The 21,503-nt window shown below is 50.4% G+C and carries 23 protein-coding genes; 14 read left to right on the top strand and 9 right to left on the bottom strand.

All coding sequences use genetic code 11. The features are described 5' to 3' along the window. Nucleotides 1-102 precede the first annotated feature (102 nt). From bamE to nadK, 3 genes are all read right to left on the bottom strand, one after another. Nucleotides 103-447, bottom strand: a complete 345-nt coding sequence (bamE, locus tag ACLBVC_RS03435; protein WP_410148104.1) for an outer membrane protein assembly factor BamE — start codon at nucleotides 445-447, stop codon at nucleotides 103-105. A 112-nt stretch (nucleotides 448-559) separates the two neighbouring features. Further along, nucleotides 560-2,221 (bottom strand): DNA repair protein RecN, encoded by a 1,662-nt coding sequence (recN, locus tag ACLBVC_RS03430; RefSeq protein ID WP_410148057.1) that lies wholly within the window; start codon nucleotides 2,219-2,221, stop codon nucleotides 560-562. 97 nt (nucleotides 2,222-2,318) lie between these two features. Continuing rightward, complete coding sequence (nadK, locus tag ACLBVC_RS03425; RefSeq protein ID WP_104923140.1) at nucleotides 2,319-3,197, bottom strand: NAD(+) kinase; 879 nt, start codon at nucleotides 3,195-3,197, stop codon at nucleotides 2,319-2,321. A 137-nt stretch (nucleotides 3,198-3,334) separates the two neighbouring features. Between nadK and grpE the strand changes: the two genes are divergently transcribed. Then, nucleotides 3,335-3,922, top strand: a complete 588-nt coding sequence (gene grpE, locus ACLBVC_RS03420) for a nucleotide exchange factor GrpE (protein ID WP_410148056.1) — start codon at nucleotides 3,335-3,337, stop codon at nucleotides 3,920-3,922. Nucleotides 3,923-3,983: 61 nt separating this feature from the next. Here the strand turns inward: grpE and ung are convergent, their stop codons facing one another. Beyond that, a complete protein-coding gene (ung, locus tag ACLBVC_RS03415; RefSeq protein ID WP_410148054.1) occupies nucleotides 3,984-4,670 on the bottom strand; it encodes a uracil-DNA glycosylase in 687 nt (228 codons plus the stop codon). Nucleotides 4,671-5,010: 340 nt separating this feature from the next. On the opposite strand from ung, the gene grcA reads away from it, so the two are divergent. Continuing rightward, nucleotides 5,011-5,394 carry an autonomous glycyl radical cofactor GrcA gene (gene grcA / locus ACLBVC_RS03410; RefSeq protein ID WP_104923137.1) on the top strand — a complete coding sequence of 128 codons (384 nt, stop codon included), beginning with the start codon at nucleotides 5,011-5,013 and terminating at the stop codon, nucleotides 5,392-5,394. 138 nt (nucleotides 5,395-5,532) lie between these two features. On the opposite strand, the gene srmB is transcribed toward grcA, so the two are convergent. Next, on the bottom strand, nucleotides 5,533-6,861 hold the full coding sequence (gene srmB / locus ACLBVC_RS03405; RefSeq protein WP_195813926.1) for an ATP-dependent RNA helicase SrmB: 1,329 nt from the start codon (nucleotides 6,859-6,861) through the stop codon (nucleotides 5,533-5,535). Between the two features lie 156 nt (nucleotides 6,862-7,017). On the opposite strand from srmB, the gene trmN reads away from it, so the two are divergent. Further along, the gene (gene trmN, locus ACLBVC_RS03400; protein WP_410148052.1) at nucleotides 7,018-7,764 is read left to right on the top strand and encodes a tRNA(1)(Val) (adenine(37)-N(6))-methyltransferase TrmN; all 747 of its coding nucleotides are present in this window, start codon (nucleotides 7,018-7,020) and stop codon (nucleotides 7,762-7,764) included. Nucleotides 7,765-7,810: 46 nt separating this feature from the next. On the opposite strand, the gene nadB is transcribed toward trmN, so the two are convergent. Beyond that, nucleotides 7,811-9,412, bottom strand: coding sequence for an L-aspartate oxidase (nadB, locus tag ACLBVC_RS03395; protein WP_410148051.1), 1,602 nt, complete (start codon nucleotides 9,410-9,412; stop codon nucleotides 7,811-7,813). A gap of 214 nt (nucleotides 9,413-9,626) precedes the next feature. Here nadB and rpoE point away from each other — a divergent pair, with 214 nt between their 5' ends. Genes rpoE through rseC form a run of 4 tightly spaced genes read left to right on the top strand, consistent with a single transcriptional unit; the run spans nucleotide 9,627 to nucleotide 12,333 of the window. Then, on the top strand, nucleotides 9,627-10,202 hold the full coding sequence (gene rpoE / locus ACLBVC_RS03390; protein WP_037040184.1) for an RNA polymerase sigma factor RpoE: 576 nt from the start codon (nucleotides 9,627-9,629) through the stop codon (nucleotides 10,200-10,202). A 30-nt stretch (nucleotides 10,203-10,232) separates the two neighbouring features. Beyond that, nucleotides 10,233-10,880, top strand: coding sequence for an anti-sigma-E factor RseA (gene rseA, locus ACLBVC_RS03385; RefSeq protein WP_410148049.1), 648 nt, complete (start codon nucleotides 10,233-10,235; stop codon nucleotides 10,878-10,880). Then, nucleotides 10,880-11,830, top strand: a complete 951-nt coding sequence (gene rseB, locus ACLBVC_RS03380; RefSeq protein ID WP_410148047.1) for a sigma-E factor regulatory protein RseB — start codon at nucleotides 10,880-10,882, stop codon at nucleotides 11,828-11,830. Before rseA ends, rseB begins: the two co-directional genes overlap by 1 nt. 26 nt (nucleotides 11,831-11,856) lie before the next feature. Beyond that, nucleotides 11,857-12,333: a SoxR-reducing system protein RseC gene (gene rseC / locus ACLBVC_RS03375; protein ID WP_410148045.1), complete on the top strand. Its 477-nt coding sequence runs from the start codon at nucleotides 11,857-11,859 to the stop codon at nucleotides 12,331-12,333. 59 nt (nucleotides 12,334-12,392) lie between these two features. On the opposite strand, the gene ACLBVC_RS03370 is transcribed toward rseC, so the two are convergent. After that, nucleotides 12,393-13,211, bottom strand: coding sequence for a DUF6585 family protein (locus tag ACLBVC_RS03370; RefSeq protein WP_410148043.1), 819 nt, complete (start codon nucleotides 13,209-13,211; stop codon nucleotides 12,393-12,395). A gap of 421 nt (nucleotides 13,212-13,632) precedes the next feature. On the opposite strand from ACLBVC_RS03370, the gene lepA reads away from it, so the two are divergent. The 7 genes from lepA (at nucleotide 13,633) to acpS (ending at nucleotide 20,269) form a co-directional block, all read left to right on the top strand. Further along, nucleotides 13,633-15,432 carry a translation elongation factor 4 gene (gene lepA, locus ACLBVC_RS03365; RefSeq protein WP_410148042.1) on the top strand — a complete coding sequence of 600 codons (1,800 nt, stop codon included), beginning with the start codon at nucleotides 13,633-13,635 and terminating at the stop codon, nucleotides 15,430-15,432. Nucleotides 15,433-15,460: 28 nt separating this feature from the next. Beyond that, nucleotides 15,461-16,438, top strand: coding sequence for a signal peptidase I (gene lepB, locus ACLBVC_RS03360; protein WP_410148040.1), 978 nt, complete (start codon nucleotides 15,461-15,463; stop codon nucleotides 16,436-16,438). Between the two features lie 290 nt (nucleotides 16,439-16,728). Continuing rightward, nucleotides 16,729-17,409 (top strand): ribonuclease III, encoded by a 681-nt coding sequence (rnc, locus tag ACLBVC_RS03355; RefSeq protein ID WP_013576719.1) that lies wholly within the window; start codon nucleotides 16,729-16,731, stop codon nucleotides 17,407-17,409. Beyond that, entirely contained in the window at nucleotides 17,406-18,311 is a 906-nt protein-coding gene (gene era / locus ACLBVC_RS03350; RefSeq protein ID WP_152327817.1) for a GTPase Era, read from the top strand. The genes rnc and era overlap by 4 nt, the downstream gene beginning before the upstream one ends. A gap of 11 nt (nucleotides 18,312-18,322) precedes the next feature. Continuing rightward, nucleotides 18,323-19,057: a DNA repair protein RecO gene (gene recO, locus ACLBVC_RS03345; protein WP_410148039.1), complete on the top strand. Its 735-nt coding sequence runs from the start codon at nucleotides 18,323-18,325 to the stop codon at nucleotides 19,055-19,057. 100 nt (nucleotides 19,058-19,157) lie between these two features. After that, a complete protein-coding gene (gene pdxJ, locus ACLBVC_RS03340) occupies nucleotides 19,158-19,889 on the top strand; it encodes a pyridoxine 5'-phosphate synthase (RefSeq protein WP_410148038.1) in 732 nt (243 codons plus the stop codon). Then, the gene (acpS, locus tag ACLBVC_RS03335) at nucleotides 19,889-20,269 is read left to right on the top strand and encodes a holo-ACP synthase (RefSeq protein WP_152327820.1); all 381 of its coding nucleotides are present in this window, start codon (nucleotides 19,889-19,891) and stop codon (nucleotides 20,267-20,269) included. The genes pdxJ and acpS overlap by 1 nt, the downstream gene beginning before the upstream one ends. 21 nt (nucleotides 20,270-20,290) lie before the next feature. Here the strand turns inward: acpS and ACLBVC_RS03330 are convergent, their stop codons facing one another. Then, entirely contained in the window at nucleotides 20,291-20,581 is a 291-nt protein-coding gene (locus tag ACLBVC_RS03330; protein WP_410148101.1) for a YfhL family 4Fe-4S dicluster ferredoxin, read from the bottom strand. A 64-nt stretch (nucleotides 20,582-20,645) separates the two neighbouring features. Continuing rightward, complete coding sequence (locus tag ACLBVC_RS03325) at nucleotides 20,646-21,494, bottom strand: MurR/RpiR family transcriptional regulator (protein WP_410148036.1); 849 nt, start codon at nucleotides 21,492-21,494, stop codon at nucleotides 20,646-20,648. Between the last annotated feature and the right edge of the window lie 9 nt (nucleotides 21,495-21,503).

Below are 21,503 nucleotides of genomic sequence, written 5' to 3'. Positions count from 1 at the left end.
CAACTGATCCTTAACTGATCGGCATTACGCCTTAGGCGCCTTATTTTTTTACCCTGAAAGATGATTTTTGGTAGTTACCAACGACCATCACACCCGGGTGATTTATTGCTGATCGCTCAACTTTGGTTTGTTATCGATGTTGGTCAGCTCGCCACCCTGGTTGAAGGTCAGCGTTAATGTTTGCTGAGTTACACCTTCATGACCTGGCTCCTGACGGAACACGTAATACCAAACATCACTGCCAAACGGGTCGTGCAACATCGGCGTGCCAAGAACATAAGCAACCTGTTGCTTAGTCATGCCGGTATGAATTTTTTGTACATCAGCAGGAGACAAGTAGTTCCCCTGATTGATGTCAGGCCGATAAACCACCTTTTCCAGAGTGGAACAGCCCGCAGTAAGCATTAGAAGAGCTACAGCGGCGGCAGTTAGCGTTTTACAGCGCATAGTCATTACATTCCTTTAGGGCATAAGATGCCGATGATAATAGACCTTTCATCAGTTTGAAACCTTTGCGGGGCACCTGTATGACCGCTTAAATGTAAAAAAGTTGAGCTTTTTACGCTGCGAGTAACTCTTTTGCATTGGCTAACGTGTTTCGGGTGACTTCACTTCCGCCCAGCAAGCGTGCCAATTCCTGCAAACGCGCCTTCTTATCAAGACGATTCATTTGAGTTTCTGTCACTTCGCCGTCGGTTTCCTTGCTGACAAAATAATGCTGATGGCCGCATCCTGCAACCTGCGGTAAGTGAGTAACGCACATTACTTGTGTCGATTCACCCAATTGGCGCAACAGGCGGCCAACAATAGCGGCAGTTGGACCGCTGATACCGACGTCCACTTCATCGAAGATCAGCGCCGGAGTTTCCATTTTTTGTGCCGTAATGACCTGAATCGCCAACGCGATACGCGACAGCTCACCGCCGGATGCCACTTTAGCCAGCGCCTGAAGAGGCTGGCCAGGGTTAGTCGTAACCTTGAATTCCAAGCGATCCGCGCCTTCGATGCTGAGATGCTCAGGCTCGAACTGAACCTGAATTTTAAATTTACCGTGCGGCATGGATAGCGCATGCATGCTTTGGGTAATCAGGTGTGTGAGTTCATCGGCGAAGTACTGACGTTTGTCATGTAATTGTTTTGCTATGGTCACTGCCTGATGGTAATGCACCTGCACTGCTTCGCTCAGCTCGGCCTGATTCGTTTCCTGCTCATCTAATGCCTTTTGTTCTTCAAGCAACTGGCGATGAAGTTCCGGTAATTCTTCTGCGCTGACATGATGTTTACGCGCCAGATTCATCTGTCGGGACAAGCGCTGTTCCAGTTCGTACAAGCGGTTCGGATCCATATCCAGACGTTCGCTGTAATGACGCAGTTCGTCGCTGGCTTCGCTAACCTGAATCGACGCCTCATCCAGCATAATGATCAGTTCGTTCATTTTGCTGTCGAGTTCTGCCAGTTCTGTTAACTGATTACGGGCAGTGTAGAGCATGCTGACAATATTCTGTTCTTCACCATCGGCCAGCAAATACAGAGCACTTTGGCTGAGAGAGAGCAACTGACCGCTGTTGGCCAGACGCTTATATTCTTCGTCAATTTGCTCATATTCACCCGGCTGAGGGGAAAACTCATTGAGCTCTTTTAACTGATATTGCAGGAGCTGACGGCGTGATTCACGCTCATTCATCTGCTGCTGATATTGCGCCAGCTGACGGCAGCTTTGATGCCAGTTCTGGTAAGCGTCGCGCATTTCTGCCAGCAACAGAGGCTGGTCTGAGTACGCATCGAGCAGATCTTTCTGATGCTCAGGTTTGAGCAGAAGCTGATGGGCGTGCTGGCCGTGAATTTGAATAAGATGCTGGCCCAGTTCGCGCAGTTGAGATAACGGCACAGGCGTTCCGTTGATAAATCCACGTGAGCGGCCATCGCTGCTGATCGTCCGACGCAGCAAACAATCATGCCCTTCATCCAGCTGATTATCGGCCAGCCAGTGTTTTGCGGAAGGTGTATCGGCGAGAGTGAAACGCGCGCAGATATCTGCACGGCTTGCGCCAAGGCGGACCATGCTGCCATCGGCGCGGTTGCCCAGGCAAAGGCCCAGTGCGTCAATAGCAATGGATTTACCTGCACCGGTTTCGCCGGTGATTGCTGTCATCCCTGCATGAAAATCGATTTCTAATTCACGGACAATGGCAAAGTTACTGATAGTTAATTGCGCCAGCATGATCACCTTCCTGTACATAACAACAGACCTGTAATTACATACAGTATAAACTGGTTTTATATACAGTAAAGGGGCTGGCGAATTATTTTTTATCAAATTAGAAGAGTTTTTTCGACCATCCGAGTTTGGTGCTTAATGTATTGAAATAACTGTAATCCTTCGGGTGGATTAAGTTCAGATGGAATTCGCTGCGGCGGATCACCACTTCTTCGCCCGGCTGAATGGGCAGGGCGATCTGGCTGTCACAGCTGATTTCCAGATCATTGCTCATATGTGAGAAACGTAGGCAAATTGTGCTGCTGCTGTTGATGACCAGCGGACGGGCGGAAAGCGTGTGAGGGAACATCGGCACCAGCGCGATGGCCTCAAGCGTGGGCGTCAGAATCGGCCCCCCCCCGGAAAGTGAGTACGCCGTTGAGCCTGTCGGCGTGGAGATGATCAGGCCATCTGAACGTTGGGAAAATGCGAATTTGTCGTCAATATAGACTTCAAACTCAATCATATGCGCCACTTTCCCCGGATGGAGAACGACTTCATTGATAGCGGTACTGACGCGGCATTGCTGATCTTTACAGCGCACCATCGCTTCCAGCAGGAAGCGTTGCTCGCTGATGTATTCGCCCTGCAAAACATCATCGAGTTGCTGAAGGGCGTTATCAGGATCGAGATCGGTCAGAAAACCGAGATTACCGCGGTTAATGCCAATAACTTTGATGTCATAGCGTGCCAGAACGCGCGCGGCGCCCAGCATATTACCGTCACCGCCAACTACAACGGCAAGATCGGCCAGTTTGCCAATCTCTGCGAGACTGCCGGTTTGTGCGCCTTCCAGGGCTAAATCTTGTGCCACCTGTCGTTCAACGACGACCTGATAACCTTTTGAAATTAACCAGTGATAGAGCATTTCATGGGTGGCAAGTGCCGAAGGATGGCGTGGGTGTCCAACGATCCCAATGCACTCAAATTTTTTATTCATCGCTGTGGTTATCCTCAGCAGGGTGTGATGACACCTGCATTATGACCGGTTTCATTCAAAACCAAACCTTGAAACCCCGGTTTTGATCCCCATAATAAGTCAACTAGCAAGATTAATGCTAAAACGCGGAGAGATTCATGAGTAGTAAAGAACATAAGACACCTGACGAGCAAGTCTCTGAAGAACTGAATCAGGAACAAGAGCTGCAAGTGGAAGCGGAAACTCAGGCGGCAGATGTCGTTGACCCCCGCGATGAACGCATTGCTGAATTGGAAGCACAGCTGAAAGAAGTTCAGCAGCGTGAGCGCGACAGCCTGCTGCGTGCGAAAGCGGAAGTGGAAAACATCCGTCGTCGTACCGAACTGGATATCGAGAAAGCGCACAAATTTGCCCTTGAGAAATTCTCTGGTGAATTGTTGCCGGTCATCGATAACCTGGAGCGTGCTCTGGATCTGGCTGATAAATCGAATTCAGAGCTGGCAGGGCTAATTGAAGGCGTCGAACTGACCCTGAAATCTCTGCTGGACGCTGTACGCAAGTTCGGTATGGAAGTGGTAAGCGACATCCACGTTCCATTCAACCCTGAGCAGCATCAGGCGATGACGATGATGGAATCCGACGAAGTAGAACCTAATCACGTCATGATGGTGATGCAGAAGGGCTACATGCTGAATGGCCGTCTGTTACGCCCGGCGATGGTTGCGGTTTCTAAGGCCAAAGCCTGACTCTGTTTCAGAACGAATGTAAAAATGAGAGAGGCACCTTCAGGGTGCCTCTTTTTTTATGCTATTCCGTGGCCGGTAAAACAGGCATCCAGTCAATGGGTGCCAGCCCTTGTTGCTTGAGTAATTCGTTTGCTTGAGAAAAATGCTTACAGCCCAGAAAACCGCGATGCGCAGAAAGCGGGGAAGGGTGCGGCGCTTTTAGTACGTGATGGCGGTTGCGGTCAATGATATTGCCTTTCTTCTGGGCATGAGATCCCCACAGCAAGAATACAATTCCCTCACGGTTTTCATTCAAGGCTGCGATCACCCGATCGGTAAAGGTTTCCCAACCCAGTTTGGCGTGGGAATGCGCCTCTCCGCCTTCTACGGTTAACACCGTATTGAGCAGAAGTACGCCCTGGTCGGCCCAGCTTTGTAAATAACCATGATGAGGACGCTCAAAACCGGGAATGTCCGTTGCCAGCTCTTTATATATATTCACCAGTGACGGCGGCGCAGGAATGCCAGGGCGAACCGAGAAGGACAGTCCGTGAGCCTGATTCGGGCCGTGATACGGATCCTGCCCCAGAATAACGACTTTCACATCAGCAAGTTCAGCGGATCGAAAGGCGTTAAAAACATCGTGCTGGGGCGGATAAATCGTTTTTCCCGCCGCGCGTTCAGCGGCAACAAACTTCAATGTATCAACAAAGTAAGGCTGTTCTTTTTCCTGACCGATGACGTCATGCCAGGTGAGAGTGGTGGACATTGACGCTCTCCTTTTCAAGGTGATTTTTCTTTGCGCGTAGCTTACCTGCTCATTCTTCCGAGTTAAACCCGCCTGAGCTTTTGCTGATGTTTATCTGCGGCTTAACGCTTCCATGCAAAAATTATTGATAATTTACAAAAATAATTTAAGCCTTCCACTTGGAAAAATTGATATAAAACATAAATATGCTGATGTTCAGGAATAACCACATTGGAAAGGTTGATATTAATCAAAGAATGCGGGGTGTTCTACTGTTATATCTGACAGCAGGAACCATGGGTTGTTGATCAACCTGACACCAATCAATTCACAGTATCGTAGCCAATTATGGAGGCAACATATGATCACCGGGATCCAAATTACCAAAACCAATAACGAAGCGCTGAAAAACTCTTTCTGGCTGCTGGATGATGAAAAATCGGAAGCTCGCTGTGTTTGTGCAAAAGCGGGTTATGCGGAAGACCAGATCGTTGCTGTCAGCGAACTGGGCCAGTTTGAATACCGTGAAGTTCCAATGGAAATTCAACCGACTGTACGTGTGGAAGGCGGCCAGCACCTGAACGTTAACGTTCTGCGTCGCGAAACGCTGGAAGATGCTGTTAAACATCCGGAAAAATACCCGCAGCTGACCATTCGTGTTTCTGGATATGCGGTGCGTTTTAACTCGCTGACTGCTGAACAGCAGCGCGATGTAATTACCCGTACTTTCACTGAAAGCCTGTAATCTCAACAGATTACGTAAATTTCAGATAATAAAAAACCGCCTGTTCTGAACTGCCCCCCAATAGTTGGACACCCAACTGAGTAAAGTGCAGTTCATGTTCAGGCGGTTTTTTTTCGTCATGAATAAGCCGCAGGTGGCTTATTTTGACGTGTCTTTTGCAGCATCAGGTTTAACGCGACGTTTGCCGACGTTTTTACTGTCACGATGGCGAACTTTAACTTTCACCTTCGATTTTTCCTGCGCTTCTTTCTGCTTCTCTTTGCGTTTCGCCAGCACTTTCTTCGATGGCTTGCCGGTAACTTTCTCGCTCGGTGCTTTGGTTTTCGCACGGAACCCGTCGAGCACGCGCGCTTTCAGCGGCTCGTTCAGGTAGCGACCGATTTTGCCCAGCAGCAGGTGGTCATGCGCTTCCACGAATGAAATGGCTGTGCCTTTACGGCCTGCACGGCCGGTGCGACCGATACGGTGCAGATAAATATCCGCCGTCAAAGGCAGGTCGAAGTTAAACACGTGGCTGATGTCGTTGATGTCCAGGCCACGGGCGGCGATGTCAGTGGCCACCAGCACGTTGACGCGGTCTTCAACCATGCGTTTTACCGCTTCAGTACGCTTTACCTGAACCATTTCGCCTTCGAGATAACAGGAGTTGATCCCTGCTTCGCGTAACCAGGCTACCAGCTCATGCACACGCTCACGCTTACGCACGAAGATTACCGATTTGGTGACATCTTCCTGTTTCAGCAAATGGATCAGCATCTGGGTTTTGTGCGCCAGATCGTCTGCGCGGTAGTACCATTGCAGAATTTTTTTACGCTCGCGGCGTGACGGGTCGGCTTCGATTTCAACCGGCTCAGTCAGAATTCGTTCTGCGAATTCACGGATGGCTTCCCCTTCCAGCGTTGCGGAGAACAGCAACGTCTGTTTACGCCAGCGTGCTTCGGCAGAAATCGTTTCGATATCCTGAGCAAAACCCATGTCCAGCATGCGGTCGGCTTCGTCAAGGATCAGCGTTTCAATTGCCCGGCAGTCAAAGTTTTCTTCTTTGATGTATTGCAGCAAACGGCCGGTCGTCGCAACGACGATGTCCTGGTTTTCGCTGAACACTTCGGCGTGGTTCATATATGCCACACCGCCGGTGATCGTCGCGATATCCAGATCGGTATGTTTCGCCAGCTCACGCGCCTGTTCAGCAACCTGCATAGCCAGTTCACGGGTTGGCGTGAGGATCAGAATACGGGGTGGACCAGATTTCTTACGCGGGAAATCCAGCAAATGCTGCAAGGCTGGCAACAGGAATGCCGCGGTTTTGCCGGTGCCGGTAGGAGCCGAACCCAACACATCGCGTCCGTCCATTGCTGGCGGAATTGCCTCTGCCTGTATGACAGTCGGGCGGCTATAGCCTTTGTCGCCTAAGGCGTCAATCAGGCGTTCATCGAGTTCGAGTTCGGAAAAAGTGGTTACAGTCATGGTCTACCTCTACTTGGGGCGCCGATTATAGACGTGTTAGGCGCGATCTTCACCTATTTAAGCGGTTTGCGTGCCTTTTCCTCCACATCTCTTTACCCTATGCTACGACAGTTTTCGTTCAGAGGCCTGATGGCCGGCGTAATTACGGTGATATGAGTGGCAAAAGAAGTTAGTTCGGCCCGGCCTTTGCGGCGCAACGGGTTTACCTTTAAACAGTTTTTCGTCGCGCACGATCGCTGTGCGATGAAAGTTGGTACCGATGGCGTTCTGCTTGGCGCGACGGCACCCGTCAGCGGGGCCAAGCGCATTCTGGATATCGGCTGCGGCAGCGGCCTTATTGCCATAATGCTGGCTCAGCGCAGTGACCCTCAAACCACTATTGATGCCGTTGAACTCGAACCTGCCGCCGCTGAACAGGCTGCGGAGAATTTTCGCGAATCTTTCTGGGCGCAACGGTTGTCTGTCTTCGCGCAGGATATTAATGATTACGCACGGCAGCACCCGGCTGAGTATGATCTGATTGTCAGCAATCCGCCTTATTTCGAATCGGCGGTAGCCTGTCGAGATGAAGCGCGAAATGCGGCCCGTTATACTGAAACCCTGACCCACGCCGCGTTGCTTGAATGCGCCGGGAAGTTGATTACGCCGCAAGGGTTATTCAGCGTTGTTCTGCCTTATGACATTTGTCTGGCATTTGAAACGCTGGCGAATCAGCAAGGCTGGTTCAGCGCATGGCGGATGGCCGTGCGCGATCGTCCGGGAAAACCCCTTAATCGCCTGTTACTGACGTTATCGAAACAGCCCGTTGAGAAAGAAGAAGTGGAACTGGATTTGCGGAAATCAGAAGGTATTTACAGCGAAGCGTTCTGTGCGCTGATTGCTGATTTTTATCTGAATTACTGATGGATTTTGCGTCTGTAAAAGTGCGTTCCTTCGCACTTTTTAGCGTCTAAGGCTGCAAGATTGTCGTTTGAGGGTTTTCCTCTAACGCCGGATAATCCAGCGTGAAGTGCAGCCCGCGGCTTTCTTTACGTTCCAGTGCGCTGCGCACGATCAGCTCTGCTACTAACACCAGATTGCGTAATTCGAGTAAATTATTGGAAATACGGAAGTTAGCATAGTATTCGTCAATTTCCTGTTGCAGAGTCATGATGCGCCGCAACGCCCGCTCCAGACGTTTTGTAGTTCGAACAATCCCGACGTAATCCCACATAAACAGCCGCAGTTCATGCCAGTTATGCTGAATAACCACTTGCTCATCCGAATTGTCGACACGGCTTTCATCCCATTGCGGAATGTTTTTTGCCAGTTTGGCATGCGGCAAACGCTTGATGATGTCTTCCGCCGCCGACCAGCCGTAAACTACGCATTCCAGCAGCGAATTGGACGCCAGCCGGTTAGCGCCGTGTAATCCGGTATAACTCACTTCGCCGATCGCATACAAACCGTCTAGGTCGGTACGCCCGTGCTGATCAACCATCACACCACCGCAGGTATAATGTGCGGCTGGAACAATCGGAATTGCCTCTTTAGTCAGGTCAATGCCGAGTGATTGTAGCTTTTCGTCAATCATCGGGAAGTGATGCTTAATGAATTCCGGCGGACGGTGGCTGATATCCAGATACATGCAATCCGCGCCAAGACGTTTCATTTCATGGTCGATTGCCCGCGCTACCACATCACGTGGTGCGAGTTCGCCACGTGCATCGAAATCAGGCATAAAACGTGTGCCGTCAGGGCGTTTGAGCAATGCGCCTTCGCCGCGGAGGGCTTCAGTCAGCAGAAAATTGCGTGCCTGAGGATGATAGAGACAAGTCGGATGGAACTGGTTGAATTCCAGATTGGCAACCCGGCATCCTGCGCGCCAGGCCATCGCGACGCCATCGCCGGACGAAATGTCCGGATTAGTGGTGTATTGGTAGACTTTCGCCGCACCACCGGTGGCCAGTACAACGGCTTTAGCGCGCAGAGTTTCGACGTGCTCTTTGTCGCGGTTCCAGACATAGGCACCCACCACGCGCTGCGTACCAGGCAAACCCAGCTTGCTTGAGGTAATTAAATCAACGGCATTATAGCGTTCTTTAACGCAAATATTGGCGTGCGCCCTTGCTTTCCCAACCAGCGTAGTCTCTACTTCTTTACCTGTAGCATCAGCAGCATGCAGGATCCTGCGGTGGCTGTGACCGCCTTCGCGAGTCAGATGATATCGCTCTTCTGAGCTCTCATTGGTTTCGGTATCAAACAGTACGCCTTGGTCGATCAACCACTGGACACAATGACGTGCGTTGCTGGCGATAAATTCAACGGCTTCTTTATCACATAAGCCTGCGCCAGCAATTAATGTGTCATCTACGTGTGAGGCAATGCTGTCTGATTCGTCGAAAACGGCGGCGATCCCGCCCTGTGCGTAAAACGTTGAGCCTTCGTTGAGCGGGCCCTTACTGAGAACAGTGACGCGACAGTGGTCTGCAAGTCGCAAAGCCAGAGAAAGGCCCGCAGCGCCACTTCCGATTATCAATACATCGCTAACAAATTCAGATGAAGGTTGCATAACGTATGATGTTTGCAGAAGAAGAGGGAAATTCATGTTAGCCTAAACCTCCGTGAAAAAGCCACGGGCATAAGACTTCAATAGAAAAAACAATGGCGATGTGGAACTTTATGTTTCATGTGAACTCCAAGCAGTACTTGCTCAGGAATATAATGATGAAAGCTGGCAGTACGACTTTAAGCGCGGAGATAGTTTTGGGGAGATTTTACCTCGGATGAGCGAGCAGTTAGCCGATCAAGTTCTGGTTGAGCGGGTCCAGAAGGGTGATCAAAAATCGTTCAATTTACTGGTTATCCGTTACCAGCATAAGGTAGCGAGCCTTGTATCCCGCTATGTGCCACAGGGCGATGTGCCTGATGTGGTTCAGGAATCTTTTATTAAAGCGTATCGCGCGCTGGAATCTTTCCGCGGCGACAGTGCTTTTTATACTTGGCTGTACCGTATTGCAGTCAACACAGCGAAAAATTATCTGGTTGCTCAGGGACGACGTCCGCCTTCAAGTGACGTCGACGCAAATGAAGCCGAAAATTTCGAAAGTGGCGGCGCCCTGAAAGAAATTTCGAACCCTGAGAACTTGATGTTGTCTGAAGAGTTGCGGCAGATAGTTTTCCGTACTATTGAAGCACTTCCTGAAGATCTTCGCATGGCGATTACCTTGAGGGAGTTGGATGGGTTGAGCTATGAAGAAATAGCCGCCATCATGGATTGTCCGGTGGGTACGGTCAGATCCCGTATATTCCGTGCCCGGGAAGCAATTGATAACAAAGTTCAACCGCTCATCCAGCGTTAGAGATGACGGACACAGGAAGGGTACTTAGGCATGCAGAAAGAAAAGCTTTCCGCTCTGATGGATGGTGAAGCGATTGATTCTGAACTGTTAAGTTCTTTATCAACGGATAATAAGCTTCAGCAAAGCTGGCAGAGTTATCATTTGATCCGCGATGCACTACGCGGTGATATTGGGAATGTGGTGCATCTGGATATCGCAGACCGTGTGGCCGCAGCGCTGGCAAATGAGCCGGTTAAACTGGTGCCGGGTTCAGCAACAGAATCGCAGCCTCAGCCTCATACCTGGCAGAAAATGCCTTTCTGGCACAAAGTTCGTCCTTGGGCGAGCCAGCTGACGCAGATTGGTGTGGCCGCATGTGTGTCTCTGGCCGTGATTGTGGGTGTTCAGCACTACAATCAGCCTGACGTATCGGGTGCCTCTCCGGAAACCCCTGCATTCAACACGTTACCAATGATGGGTAAAGCTTCTCCGGTCAGCTTCGGCGTGCCAAATGAAGGCAATACTACCAGCGGGCAGCAAAATGTGCAGGAGCAACGCAAGCGTATCAATGCTATGTTGCAGGATTACGAATTGCAGCGACGCTTGCATTCAGAGCAGCTTCAACTCGAACCGATTACCCCGCAGCAAGCCGCTGTTCAGGTCCCAGGAACTCAGTCTTTAGGAACGCAAACGCAGTAATGAAGCAATTTTGGTTTGCCGTTTGTTTAGCGACAGGTAGCCTGCTTTCTTCAAGTATCGCCTCGGCAGAACCTACTTCCGGGGCGTTATTACAAGAAATGGGTACTGCCAGCCAGTCGCTGAATTATGAAATGGGGTTTATCAACATTACGAAGCAGGGGATTGACTCCTTTCGCTATCGTCATGCTGTCTCGAAGGAAGTCTTGCTCGCTCAACTGGTTCTGATGGATGGGCCGCGCCGTGAAATTGTCCAGCGCGGAAAAGACATCAGTTACTTTGAGACCGGGTTGCAGCCTTTCACTCTGGATGGCGATCATATCGTTGATTCCCTTCCTTCCATCGTTTTCAGCGATTTCTCCCTGCTTTCAAAATACTACGACTTTATTGCCGTAGGCCGCGCCCGTGCGGCAGATCGTCTGAGTCAGGTGATCCGAGTCGTTTCGCGTGATGGCACGCGTTTCAGTTACGTTATCTGGGTAGACGAGCAGACGAAATTACCGATGCGGGTAGATCTGTTAGACAGAGATGGTGAGACACTGGAGCAGTTCCGTGTCATCAGCTTTGATGATGGAAACCAAGTCATCAGCACGCTGGCTGATCTCGAGAAGGCAAGTTTACCTCCGGTGCTTTCTTTACCTGCTTCAGAGCAGGCAAAATTCAGCTGGCAGGTGAAATGGCTTCCGGCCGGTGTGACGGAAGTGGCAAGTAGTCGCCGAAACTTGCCAAATATGCCGGTCACGATAGAATCACGTCTGTATACCGATGGATTGTTCAGTTTCTCCGTCAATATCAGCGCTACCACTAGCGGGCCTTCTGAGCAGTTGATCAGACAGGGGCGCAGAACGGTGCAGACAGAAATTCGCAACGGCAATGAGATTACTGTCGTCGGCGAACTGCCACCTTCAACTGCTAAGCGTATTGCTGACAGTGTCGTATTCTCCGCAAAATGACTTTTGGCTTAAAAACGGGTGATCACATGATGAAAGAATGGGCCACGGTTATCTCGTGGCAAAATGGTATTGCAACGCTGCGTTGTGAGACGCAGGCTGGGTGCAGTAGCTGCCATTCACGTTCAGGATGTGGCGCCCGGGTTTTGAACGAATTAGGGCCACAAACCGAGCATAATCTTCAGGTCAGCATCAATGAACGTCTGGAACCGGGCCAGAAAGTCGAACTGGGGATCCCTGAGGGAAGTCTTTTACGTTCAGCGTTTTTGGTTTACATGACACCACTGTTTGGTGTGATTGCCGGCGGCGGATTGTTACAGGCTCTGCTGAAGGAAGATATGTATGCGGTTATTGGTGCAGTGCTGGGCGGCGGGCTGGGCTTCCTGATTGCGAAAGCACTGGCGGCAAAAGTCGATGGCAAAGCCGGTTATCAGCCGGTGGTGTTGCAGGTCGGATTACCTCCTAATGCATTCCGCTACTCTACTGACAGCGAATTACCTTCGTAAAAACGTCTCAATTCATGATGCGGATAAATGCCACTGTTTCTTCTGATTCAGTGGCATTTTTAGTTTCTGACGGGGATCCTGTTCTGAATCATATGCTCGATCAATGCGATAAACAGATCGGCGCTTGAGAGCGAAGTATAAGGGACGGAAAACAGGATCCGACCGTGCTTATCCAGTAATCTGATCAGCGGGCTGTTGCTGCCACCGCTGATAAACTGAATGTCCTCAACGGGTACCATTTTCCCTTCATCTGTCGTCAGCATCAGCGCGCTCAGCCTGATCCTTTTTTCGTGTGTCGCCAGAAAGTTGGAGCTGATAAACCATTTCAATCCGCAGCGAGCATTGAGCAGGCGGGTAAAAATTATATCTCCACCCTGAGCCAAAGTATTTAATGCCCACGGTCCACGAAACATTAGCTGTTCATTTTTAATGACTTCGATTAATCGTTCGGAATGCGCAATGTTTGGCGTGATCCGGTGCCACGTTTTGTTATTTTCTTCACGAAAAATCATGGTGTTTAAAATACGACGTGTGTATTTACCCGTTCTGAAACGATATATATCCATAATCCGTTCAAAAGGAATAAAACGGTTCTTTTTATCCGTCTGGCTTATAACTAAAATACCGTTTTCATGCAGCTGATAGATTTGATTTGGCCGTATTAGCCGCCTCATCATCATAAGGACAATCCCCAGCGCAATGCTGAGTAAAGCAGACACTGCAACGCTGTGGAGCCCGGCGGCGGTGTGACCGAAAGCCAGCAGGAATGCTATTTGCACTGCGCCGCCAATCAGTAACAAAACTGACAGGACCAGAGTGATCCAAGAGTTGGCTTTGGCAAAGCCATGCTGACTGAGCAGCCGCCCTTCATTGATCATATCGTTAACCTTGTGACCGGATTGAATTAAAAAAAAAGTTGTTTAAAGAAGACAGTAATTAAGAATTTAGTCGATTGGGGGGAGTTATTTTCTTTTTATAACAATATATTATGTTGCCATTCCGGTTTTTGTATATGGGTATTTTCCTAAAATAAATACGAGGCTTTTGCATCTGCCAGACCCATGATTAATGGAAGTTGTAGTATGACGCGCAGAGACAACATATGAAAATAAATGAAAAGTTGGCCTCTTCCTGATGGGAAAGCTCGCATAATCTGGAGTTAGGGCGTGCCGAGACTAGGTTTTCACCGTACTGGCATGTAGAATGCTGCGACTTAGGCGAAAGACAGCCAACCTACAAACCGTCGCTGTATGTTCATGGCGAATGATTCAGAAATACCAAGGCAGAAAAACTTTTATAATGAAGCATATACGAAATTTCTCCATTATTGCCCACATTGACCACGGTAAGTCGACGCTGTCAGACCGTATTATTCAAATTTGCGGTGGCTTGTCCGATCGTGAAATGGAAGCGCAGGTTCTCGATTCAATGGATCTGGAACGTGAACGCGGCATCACCATTAAAGCGCAAAGCGTTACCCTCGATTACAAAGCGAAAGATGGTCAGGTTTATCATCTGAACTTTATCGATACCCCGGGACACGTTGACTTCTCTTATGAAGTTTCGCGTTCTCTGGCCGCCTGTGAAGGTGCGTTGCTGGTGGTCGATGCCGGTCAGGGCGTAGAAGCGCAGACGCTGGCAAACTGCTACACCGCGATGGAAATGGATCTGGAAGTTGTTCCGGTTCTTAACAAAATTGACTTGCCGGCTGCAGATCCCGATCGCGCTGCGCAGGAAATCGAAGATATCGTGGGTATCGATGCAACCGACGCCGTGCGCTGCTCAGCGAAAACCGGCGTTGGCGTGCCGGAAGTGCTGGAACGTCTGGTTCGTGATATCTCTCCACCGGAAGGTGATCCGGAAGCCCCTCTGCAGGCGCTGATCATTGACTCCTGGTTTGATAATTACCTTGGCGTGGTTTCTCTGGTTCGTATCAAAAACGGTACCATGAGAAAAGGTGACAAAATTAAAGTGATGAGTACCGGACAGGTGTATAACGCCGATCGTCTGGGTATTTTCACGCCTAAACGTGTTGATAAAGACATCCTGAATTGCGGCGAAGTGGGCTGGTTGGTTTGCGCGATCAAAGACATTTTGGGCGCGCCGGTTGGCGATACCTTAACGCTTGCCCGCAACCCTGCTGATAAAGTCCTGCCTGGTTTTAAGAAAGTGAAACCACAGGTTTATGCTGGCCTGTTCCCGGTCAGTTCCGATGATTACGAGAACTTCCGTGACGCGTTGGGCAAACTGAGCCTCAACGATGCTTCCCTGTTCTACGAGCCAGAAAGTTCTACGGCGCTGGGCTTTGGGTTCCGTATCGGTTTCCTTGGTCTGTTGCACATGGAAATCATTCAGGAACGTCTGGAACGCGAATACGATCTGGATCTGATCACCACCGCACCGACGGTTGTGTATGAAGTCCTGACGACCGGCAACGAAACCGTATATGTCGACAGCCCGTCTAAATTGCCTGCGCTGAACAACATTCTCGAATTACGTGAACCGATTGCCGAATGTCACATGCTGATGCCACAGGAATATCTGGGCAGCGTGATCACGTTATGTATTGAGAAACGTGGCGTGCAGACCAACATGGTTTATCACGGTAATCAGGTTGCACTGACTTACGAAATTCCAATGGCGGAAGTCGTGCTCGATTTCTTCGACCGTCTTAAGTCGACTTCGCGTGGCTATGCGTCTCTTGATTACAATTTCAAACGTTTCCAGACTTCAGACATGGTGCGTGTTGATGTTCTAATCAACGGCGACCGCGTGGATGCGCTGGCGCTGATCACTCACCGTGGCAACTCACAATTCCGTGGGCGCCAGCTGGTTGAGAAAATGCAGGAATTAATCCCGCGTCAGCAGTTCGATATTGCCATCCAGGCGGCGATTGGTGCTCACATCATTGCCCGTTCGACGGTTAAGCAATTACGTAAAAACGTTCTCGCCAAATGTTATGGCGGTGACGTCAGCCGTAAGAAAAAACTGTTGCAGAAGCAGAAAGATGGTAAGAAACGTATGAAACAAGTGGGTAACGTAGAGTTACCGCAGGAAGCGTTCCTGGCCATTCTGCACGTGGGCAAAGAAAGCAAGTAAATCCTTAATTGAGTTGTAGGGAGTATGCATGGCTAACATGTTTGCCCTGATTCTGGCGATTGCAACGCTGGTATCAGGGATTATCTGGTGCCTTGATCGTTTCAAGCTTGCACCTGCACGTCGGGCTAAAATTGCTAAAATTAAGGCCGAAACTGGCGGTGCAGTTGACGACGTCACGCTGAGTAAGGTCGCGAAACAGCCTGGCTGGGTGGAAACCTGTGCTTCTGTATTCCCGGTATTGTTAGTCGTGTTCGTGGTGCGTTCATTTATTTATGAGCCTTTCCAGATCCCGTCCGGTTCAATGATGCCAACGCTGTTGATTGGCGATTTCATTGTGGTGGAAAAATACGCCTATGGTCTGAAAGATCCGATCACTCAGACCAAGCTTATTCCGACTGGCGAACCAAAACGTGGCGACGTGGTGGTATTTAAATACCCGCGTGATCCTAGCATTGACTATATTAAACGTTTAGTAGGGATGCCGGGCGACCGCGTAACCTATGACCCGTTCAGCAAGCAGGTGACCGTTCAGCCTGCCTGTGAAAATGGTCAGAGTTGCAATACGGCGCTTGCGGTGACCTACGACACGGGTACAGCCAGTGATTTTGTACAGACTTTCGGCCAGTCTTCTGGTGGCGAAGCAAGCAGCGGTTTCTTTGAGACTCCACCGACCGGTAACGTTCCGCAAGACGGCATTCGTTTGGTGCAACGCAATGAAACGCTGGGCAACGTGACTCACCGTATTCTGACCGTGCCTGGCGCGCGTGATCAGCTGGGTGCGTATTACCAGCAGCCGGGTCAGCCTCTGGGAACCTGGGTTGTTCCGGCCGGCCATTATTTCATGATGGGCGATAACCGTGATAACAGCGCAGACAGCCGTTATTGGGGCTTCGTGCCAGAACAGAATTTAGTGGGCAGAGCTTCTGCAATCTGGATGAGCTTTAAAAAGCAGGAAGGTGAATGGCCGACCGGAGTTCGTTTAAGCCGTATTGGTGGCATTCATTAATCTGCCGGCGTCAGTAACCCGATAATTCAAGTTGCAGGAAGCTATTGCTCCTGCAACTTCTGTTTTGGCAGGTATATTAGCGCAGCATTATATTTTCACCCGTTGTAGAATATCCTTTCGGGCGATAAAAGTTGGCCCCCCAGATTTTTAGTTTTTTCTTTGAAAAGAACAAAAAAACAAAAGAACAGAGGGAGCCTTTGCAAACGAAACAGCTTTGGATTGGCTTAGGGCGAAGCAGGCCTGTTCCGTATGCTGAAGTTTTTGACGCATTCTTGATCTATTGGTAACTCATGAATCCCATCGTAATAAACAGGCTTCAGCGGAAGCTGGGCTACACTTTTCAACAGCAGGAGCTTTTATTGCAGGCACTGACTCACCGCAGCGCCAGCAGTAAACACAATGAGCGTTTAGAGTTCCTGGGTGACTCAATTCTTAGTTATGTAATTGCTAACGCTTTGTACCATCGTTTTCCTCGTGTTGACGAGGGAGATATGAGTCGTATGCGTGCCACGTTGGTACGTGGAAATACGTTAGCTGAAATGGCACGTGAATTCGATCTCGGCGAATGTCTGCGTTTAGGGCCGGGCGAATTGAAAAGTGGTGGTTTCCGCCGTGAGTCAATTCTTGCGGATACGGTGGAGGCACTCATTGGCGGCGTGTTCCTGGACAGTGATATCCAGACCGTCGAAAAGCTGATTCTCGATTGGTACCGTAGTCGTTTAGACGAAATCAGTCCCGGTGATAAGCAGAAGGACCCAAAAACCCGTTTACAGGAGTTTTTGCAAGGTCGCCATCTGCCGTTGCCTTCTTATCTGGTTGTGCAGGTTCGCGGTGAAGCGCACGATCAGGAGTTTACCATCCACTGCCAGGTCAGTGGCTTGAACCAACCGGTTGTAGGAACCGGTTCAAGTCGCCGAAAAGCCGAGCAGGCGGCAGCGGAACAAGCGCTGATACAGCTGGAGCTTGAATGAGCGAAGAAAAAAGTTACTGTGGTTTTGTTGCAATCGTAGGCCGTCCCAACGTCGGCAAATCTACATTGCTTAATGAATTATTGGGGCAAAAAATCTCCATTACTTCACGCAAACCACAAACCACGCGTCACCGCATCATGGGCATCCATACCGAAGGGCCTTATCAGGCTATTTACGTGGATACTCCGGGGCTGCACATCGAAGAAAAACGTGCAATCAACCGCCTGATGAACCGTGCTGCAAGCAGCTCAATTGGTGATGTTGAACTGGTGATCTTCGTGGTTGAAGGCACGAACTGGACTGCCGATGACGAAATGGTCGTCAACAAACTGCGTGATTTGAAATCGCCGGTTCTGCTGGCTATCAACAAGATTGATAACGTCACTGACAAATCTAAATTACTGCCACATTTGCAGTTCCTTAGCGAGCAGATGAACTTCGTCGATATCGTGCCTATCTCTGCTGAGAAAGGGACAAACGTAGACACCATCGCGGCTTTGGTTCGTAAACGTCTGCCGGAAGCGATTCATCACTTCCCGGAAGATTATATTACCGACCGTTCACAGCGCTTTATGGCCTCTGAAATCATCCGTGAAAAACTGATGCGTTTCCTGGGCGAAGAGCTACCGTATTCAGTTACCGTTGAAATCGAACGTTTCGTCACCAACGAGCGTGGTGGTTACGATATCAATGGCCTGATTCTGGTTGAACGTGAAGGCCAGAAGAAAATGGTTATCGGTAACAAAGGCTCTAAAATCAAGACGATTGGCATCGAAGCCCGGCAGGACATGGAAAACATGTTCGAAGCGAAAGTCCATCTTGAGTTGTGGGTTAAGGTCAAATCCGGCTGGGCAGATGACGAACGTGCATTGCGCAGCCTGGGTTATGTAGACGACTTATAAGGTCCGCGCCTATGGAAGGCTGGCAACGCGCATTTGTTTTGCATGGGCGACCTTACAGTGAAACCAGCCTAATGCTGGATCTCTTCACTGAGGGACAAGGGCGGGTACGCATACTAGCTAAAGGTGCGCGTGGCCGCCGGTCCAATCTGAAAGGCTGCCTGCAGCCTTTTACGCCTTTACTGGTTCGCTGGAGCGGGCGTGGAGAAGTCAAAACCCTGCGCAACGCCGAGCCGGTTTCTCTGGCACTTCCTCTTTCTGGTTTAATGCTTTACAGCGGTCTGTACGTCAATGAGCTGGTTTCCCGCGTACTCGAGCAGGAAGCCAACTATTCCGCCTTATTCTTCGATTATCTAAATTGTCTGCAAAATCTGGCCGGTGCCACAGGCTCGCCGGAATATGCCCTGCGCCAGTTCGAATTATCCCTTTTGTATCATCTGGGCTACGGCGTGGATTTTCTGCATTGCGCAGGCAGCGGCGAAGAAGTCAGTGACACCATGACTTACCGTTACCGCGAAGAGAAAGGGTTTACCGCCAGTCTGGTTATCGACAATTCCAGTTTCACCGGCAGGGATTTAAAAGCCCTCGCCAGTCGTGAATTCGACGTCGTCACTTTGCGCGCCGCCAAACGTTTCACGCGCATGGCGCTGAAGCCATATCTCGGTGGGAAACCGCTGAAAAGTCGGGAGCTGTTCCGCCAGTTTCAGGTTAAAAAGCCCGTCTCATCTTCTGACAATTCTGCCGGTTAATTCAGACTCCGCTCTACACCCTGACATACGGTAAGGTGTAAACTGCGGAAATCGTTTTTGTTCCATTCTTAAATCAATCCATTCAAAATCTGGAGCTGTTATGGCTGAGTTGCTGTTGGGCGTTAACATTGATCACATCGCGACACTGCGTAATGCGCGTGGTACGGCTTATCCTGATCCGGTCCAGGCTGCATTTATCGCCGAGCAGGCGGGGGCGGACGGCATTACTGTTCACCTGCGCGAAGATCGCCGCCATATCACCGACCGTGATGTGCGTCTTTTGCGCCAGACTATCCAGACCCGTATGAATCTGGAAATGGCCGTGACCGATGAAATGGTCGGGATCGCCTGTGAAATTCTGCCGCATTTCTGCTGCCTGGTGCCGGAAAAACGTGAAGAAGTGACCACCGAAGGTGGGCTGGACGTGGCCGGTCAGCTCGACAAAATGACAGTCGCCGTTTCCCGTCTCAGCGAAGCGGGTATTCTGGTTTCCCTGTTTATCGACCCGGATTTGCGTCAGATTGACGCCGCAGTTGCCGTCGGCGCGCCTTATATTGAAATTCACACCGGCGCTTACGCTGAAGCCCAAACCGATCTTGAGCGTCTTGCGGAACTGGAACGCATCAAACAAGGTGCAGCCTATGCCGCAGGCAAAGGCCTGAAGGTTAATGCGGGCCACGGCCTGACTTACCATAACGTGCAGCCGATTGCGGTCCTGCCGGAAATGCATGAACTGAACATCGGCCACGCAATTATCGGCCAGGCAGTGATTGACGGATTGTCCGGTGCCGTGCGTGAAATGAAAAACCTGATGCGGGAAGCACGCCGTTAATGAGCATTTTAGGTTTAGGTACGGATATCGTTGAAATCACCCGTATCGAAGCTGTGATTGAACGCAGCGGTGACCGGCTGGCGCGCCGTATTCTGTGCGCGAATGAATGGGCTGTTTACCAGCAACATCAGCAGCCGGTTCGCTTTCTGGCCAAGCGTTTTGCGGTCAAAGAAGCCGCAGCAAAAGCGTTGGGAACCGGGATCCGCAACGGTCTGGCATTTGAGCAATTTGAAGTGGTCAATGACAGCCTCGGGAAACCGGGGCTGGTATTCCATGCGCGCGCAGCGGAAATGGCGGCAGAAATGGGCGTGAAATCGGTGCATGTCACGCTGGCTGATGAACGCCGTTATGCCTGTGCAACCGTGATTATCGAAAATTAATTCTGTGCATCACGCCGTGAATTATACGGTGTGATGCAGTACCACGAATTTATCCCACAGCGCTTCATTGGTTTCTTTATGCTCTGGATTGATGATGATCGTATTGTCGATCGGGCAGACACTCTGACAGGTCGGTTTATCGTAATGACCGATACATTCCGTACAGCGATCGCTGTCGATTTCATAGATCTCATTGCCCATCGAAATCGCCTGATTCGGGCACTCCGGTTCGCACATATCGCAATTTATGCATTTGTGTGTGATCAGCAGGGCCATAGTCTTTCTCGTATCTTCAATAATCAGGGCGCGCAGTATAGCAGAATTGCGCTGGCGTAGGATCCGCACTCACGCCTTTCCACACCTCAAATGATCCTGATCAAACCAGCTTTTTCACCAGCTCTTCGCTGTGGCGGATCCGTTCCGGTGCATGCTCTGTATCTTGCTGAACCAGCGCAACAAAAAGTAAATCCGTCAGGGAAGATTGCGCCGTGGTGGCCGAAAGCGCCGCACCTCGGGTTGCCGGTAATTCGGCGACCGTATACAGGCAATGGTCAGCCTGCTGCTGTAATGAATTTGGCGAGAAGCCAGTCAGTGCCAGCACTTTTGCGCCACTTTCTTTCGCCACCCGTGCCGCCAGATTGATTTCACTGCGCTCACCGCTGGAGGAAATTGCCAGCAATAAATCGTCTTTTGACAGTGCCTGAACGGTGGCAATCAGCACGTGCGTATCGGATTCCGCGATGGCAGTGACGCCAATTTTAAGCAATTTATACGCCAGATCTTTCGCGACCAGCCCTGACGCGCCGATGCCCGTCAGCACAATTTTTCTGGCATCAGTCAGCATTGAGAGGGCAATTTGCAGGCGAGGTTCGCTGTTGATGTCCAGCGTAGCACGCAGCGCAGACTGCTTTTCGGCCAGCAGTTTTTCCCCGACAACGTGCAGGCTGTCCGTACTCAGAATCTGATTATGGACGGTAACCGGCTCACTGTTATTGGGGGACGCCAGCGACTCACTCATGGCCAATTTCAGCGCGGGAAAGCCTTTATAGCCCAGTTTCTGGGCGAATTTCACCACGCCGGACTGGCTGACTCCGGCCATTTCAGCCAGTTTCTGCGAACTCAGATGGCGCGCCTGCTCCGGCTGCGCCAGTAAAAAGTCAGCCAGTTTGCGGTCATTTTGTGCCAGTGTCGGGTAAAGCTGGCGGATGCGGATCATGCAACTCATGGTGGGTTA

Source organism: Rahnella selenatireducens, assembly GCF_046449555.1.
GTDB classification, from domain to species: Bacteria; Pseudomonadota; Gammaproteobacteria; order Enterobacterales; family Enterobacteriaceae; genus Rahnella; species Rahnella selenatireducens.
Note: the sequence above shows the minus strand (reverse complement) of the source record. Positions and strands in the feature narration are given on the sequence as shown.

Coding starts and splice junctions, on each gene's coding strand:
- rpoE (WP_037040184.1), top strand. CDS start 9,627: ATGAGCGAGCAGTTAGCCGATCAAGTTCTGGTTGAGCGGGTCCAGAAG.
- lepB (WP_410148040.1), top strand. CDS start 15,461: ATGGCTAACATGTTTGCCCTGATTCTGGCGATTGCAACGCTGGTATCA.
- grpE (WP_410148056.1), top strand. CDS start 3,335: ATGAGTAGTAAAGAACATAAGACACCTGACGAGCAAGTCTCTGAAGAA.
- ung (WP_410148054.1), bottom strand. CDS start 4,670: ATGTCCACCACTCTCACCTGGCATGACGTCATCGGTCAGGAAAAAGAA.
- rseA (WP_410148049.1), top strand. CDS start 10,233: ATGCAGAAAGAAAAGCTTTCCGCTCTGATGGATGGTGAAGCGATTGAT.
- recO (WP_410148039.1), top strand. CDS start 18,323: ATGGAAGGCTGGCAACGCGCATTTGTTTTGCATGGGCGACCTTACAGT.
- srmB (WP_195813926.1), bottom strand. CDS start 6,861: ATGACTGTAACCACTTTTTCCGAACTCGAACTCGATGAACGCCTGATT.
- rseB (WP_410148047.1), top strand. CDS start 10,880: ATGAAGCAATTTTGGTTTGCCGTTTGTTTAGCGACAGGTAGCCTGCTT.
- recN (WP_410148057.1), bottom strand. CDS start 2,221: ATGCTGGCGCAATTAACTATCAGTAACTTTGCCATTGTCCGTGAATTA.
- pdxJ (WP_410148038.1), top strand. CDS start 19,158: ATGGCTGAGTTGCTGTTGGGCGTTAACATTGATCACATCGCGACACTG.
- rnc (WP_013576719.1), top strand. CDS start 16,729: ATGAATCCCATCGTAATAAACAGGCTTCAGCGGAAGCTGGGCTACACT.
- ACLBVC_RS03370 (WP_410148043.1), bottom strand. CDS start 13,211: ATGATCAATGAAGGGCGGCTGCTCAGTCAGCATGGCTTTGCCAAAGCC.
- nadB (WP_410148051.1), bottom strand. CDS start 9,412: ATGCAACCTTCATCTGAATTTGTTAGCGATGTATTGATAATCGGAAGT.
- bamE (WP_410148104.1), bottom strand. CDS start 447: ATGCGCTGTAAAACGCTAACTGCCGCCGCTGTAGCTCTTCTAATGCTT.
- era (WP_152327817.1), top strand. CDS start 17,406: ATGAGCGAAGAAAAAAGTTACTGTGGTTTTGTTGCAATCGTAGGCCGT.
- rseC (WP_410148045.1), top strand. CDS start 11,857: ATGATGAAAGAATGGGCCACGGTTATCTCGTGGCAAAATGGTATTGCA.
- nadK (WP_104923140.1), bottom strand. CDS start 3,197: ATGAATAAAAAATTTGAGTGCATTGGGATCGTTGGACACCCACGCCAT.
- grcA (WP_104923137.1), top strand. CDS start 5,011: ATGATCACCGGGATCCAAATTACCAAAACCAATAACGAAGCGCTGAAA.
- lepA (WP_410148042.1), top strand. CDS start 13,633: ATGAAGCATATACGAAATTTCTCCATTATTGCCCACATTGACCACGGT.
- ACLBVC_RS03325 (WP_410148036.1), bottom strand. CDS start 21,494: ATGAGTTGCATGATCCGCATCCGCCAGCTTTACCCGACACTGGCACAA.
- acpS (WP_152327820.1), top strand. CDS start 19,889: ATGAGCATTTTAGGTTTAGGTACGGATATCGTTGAAATCACCCGTATC.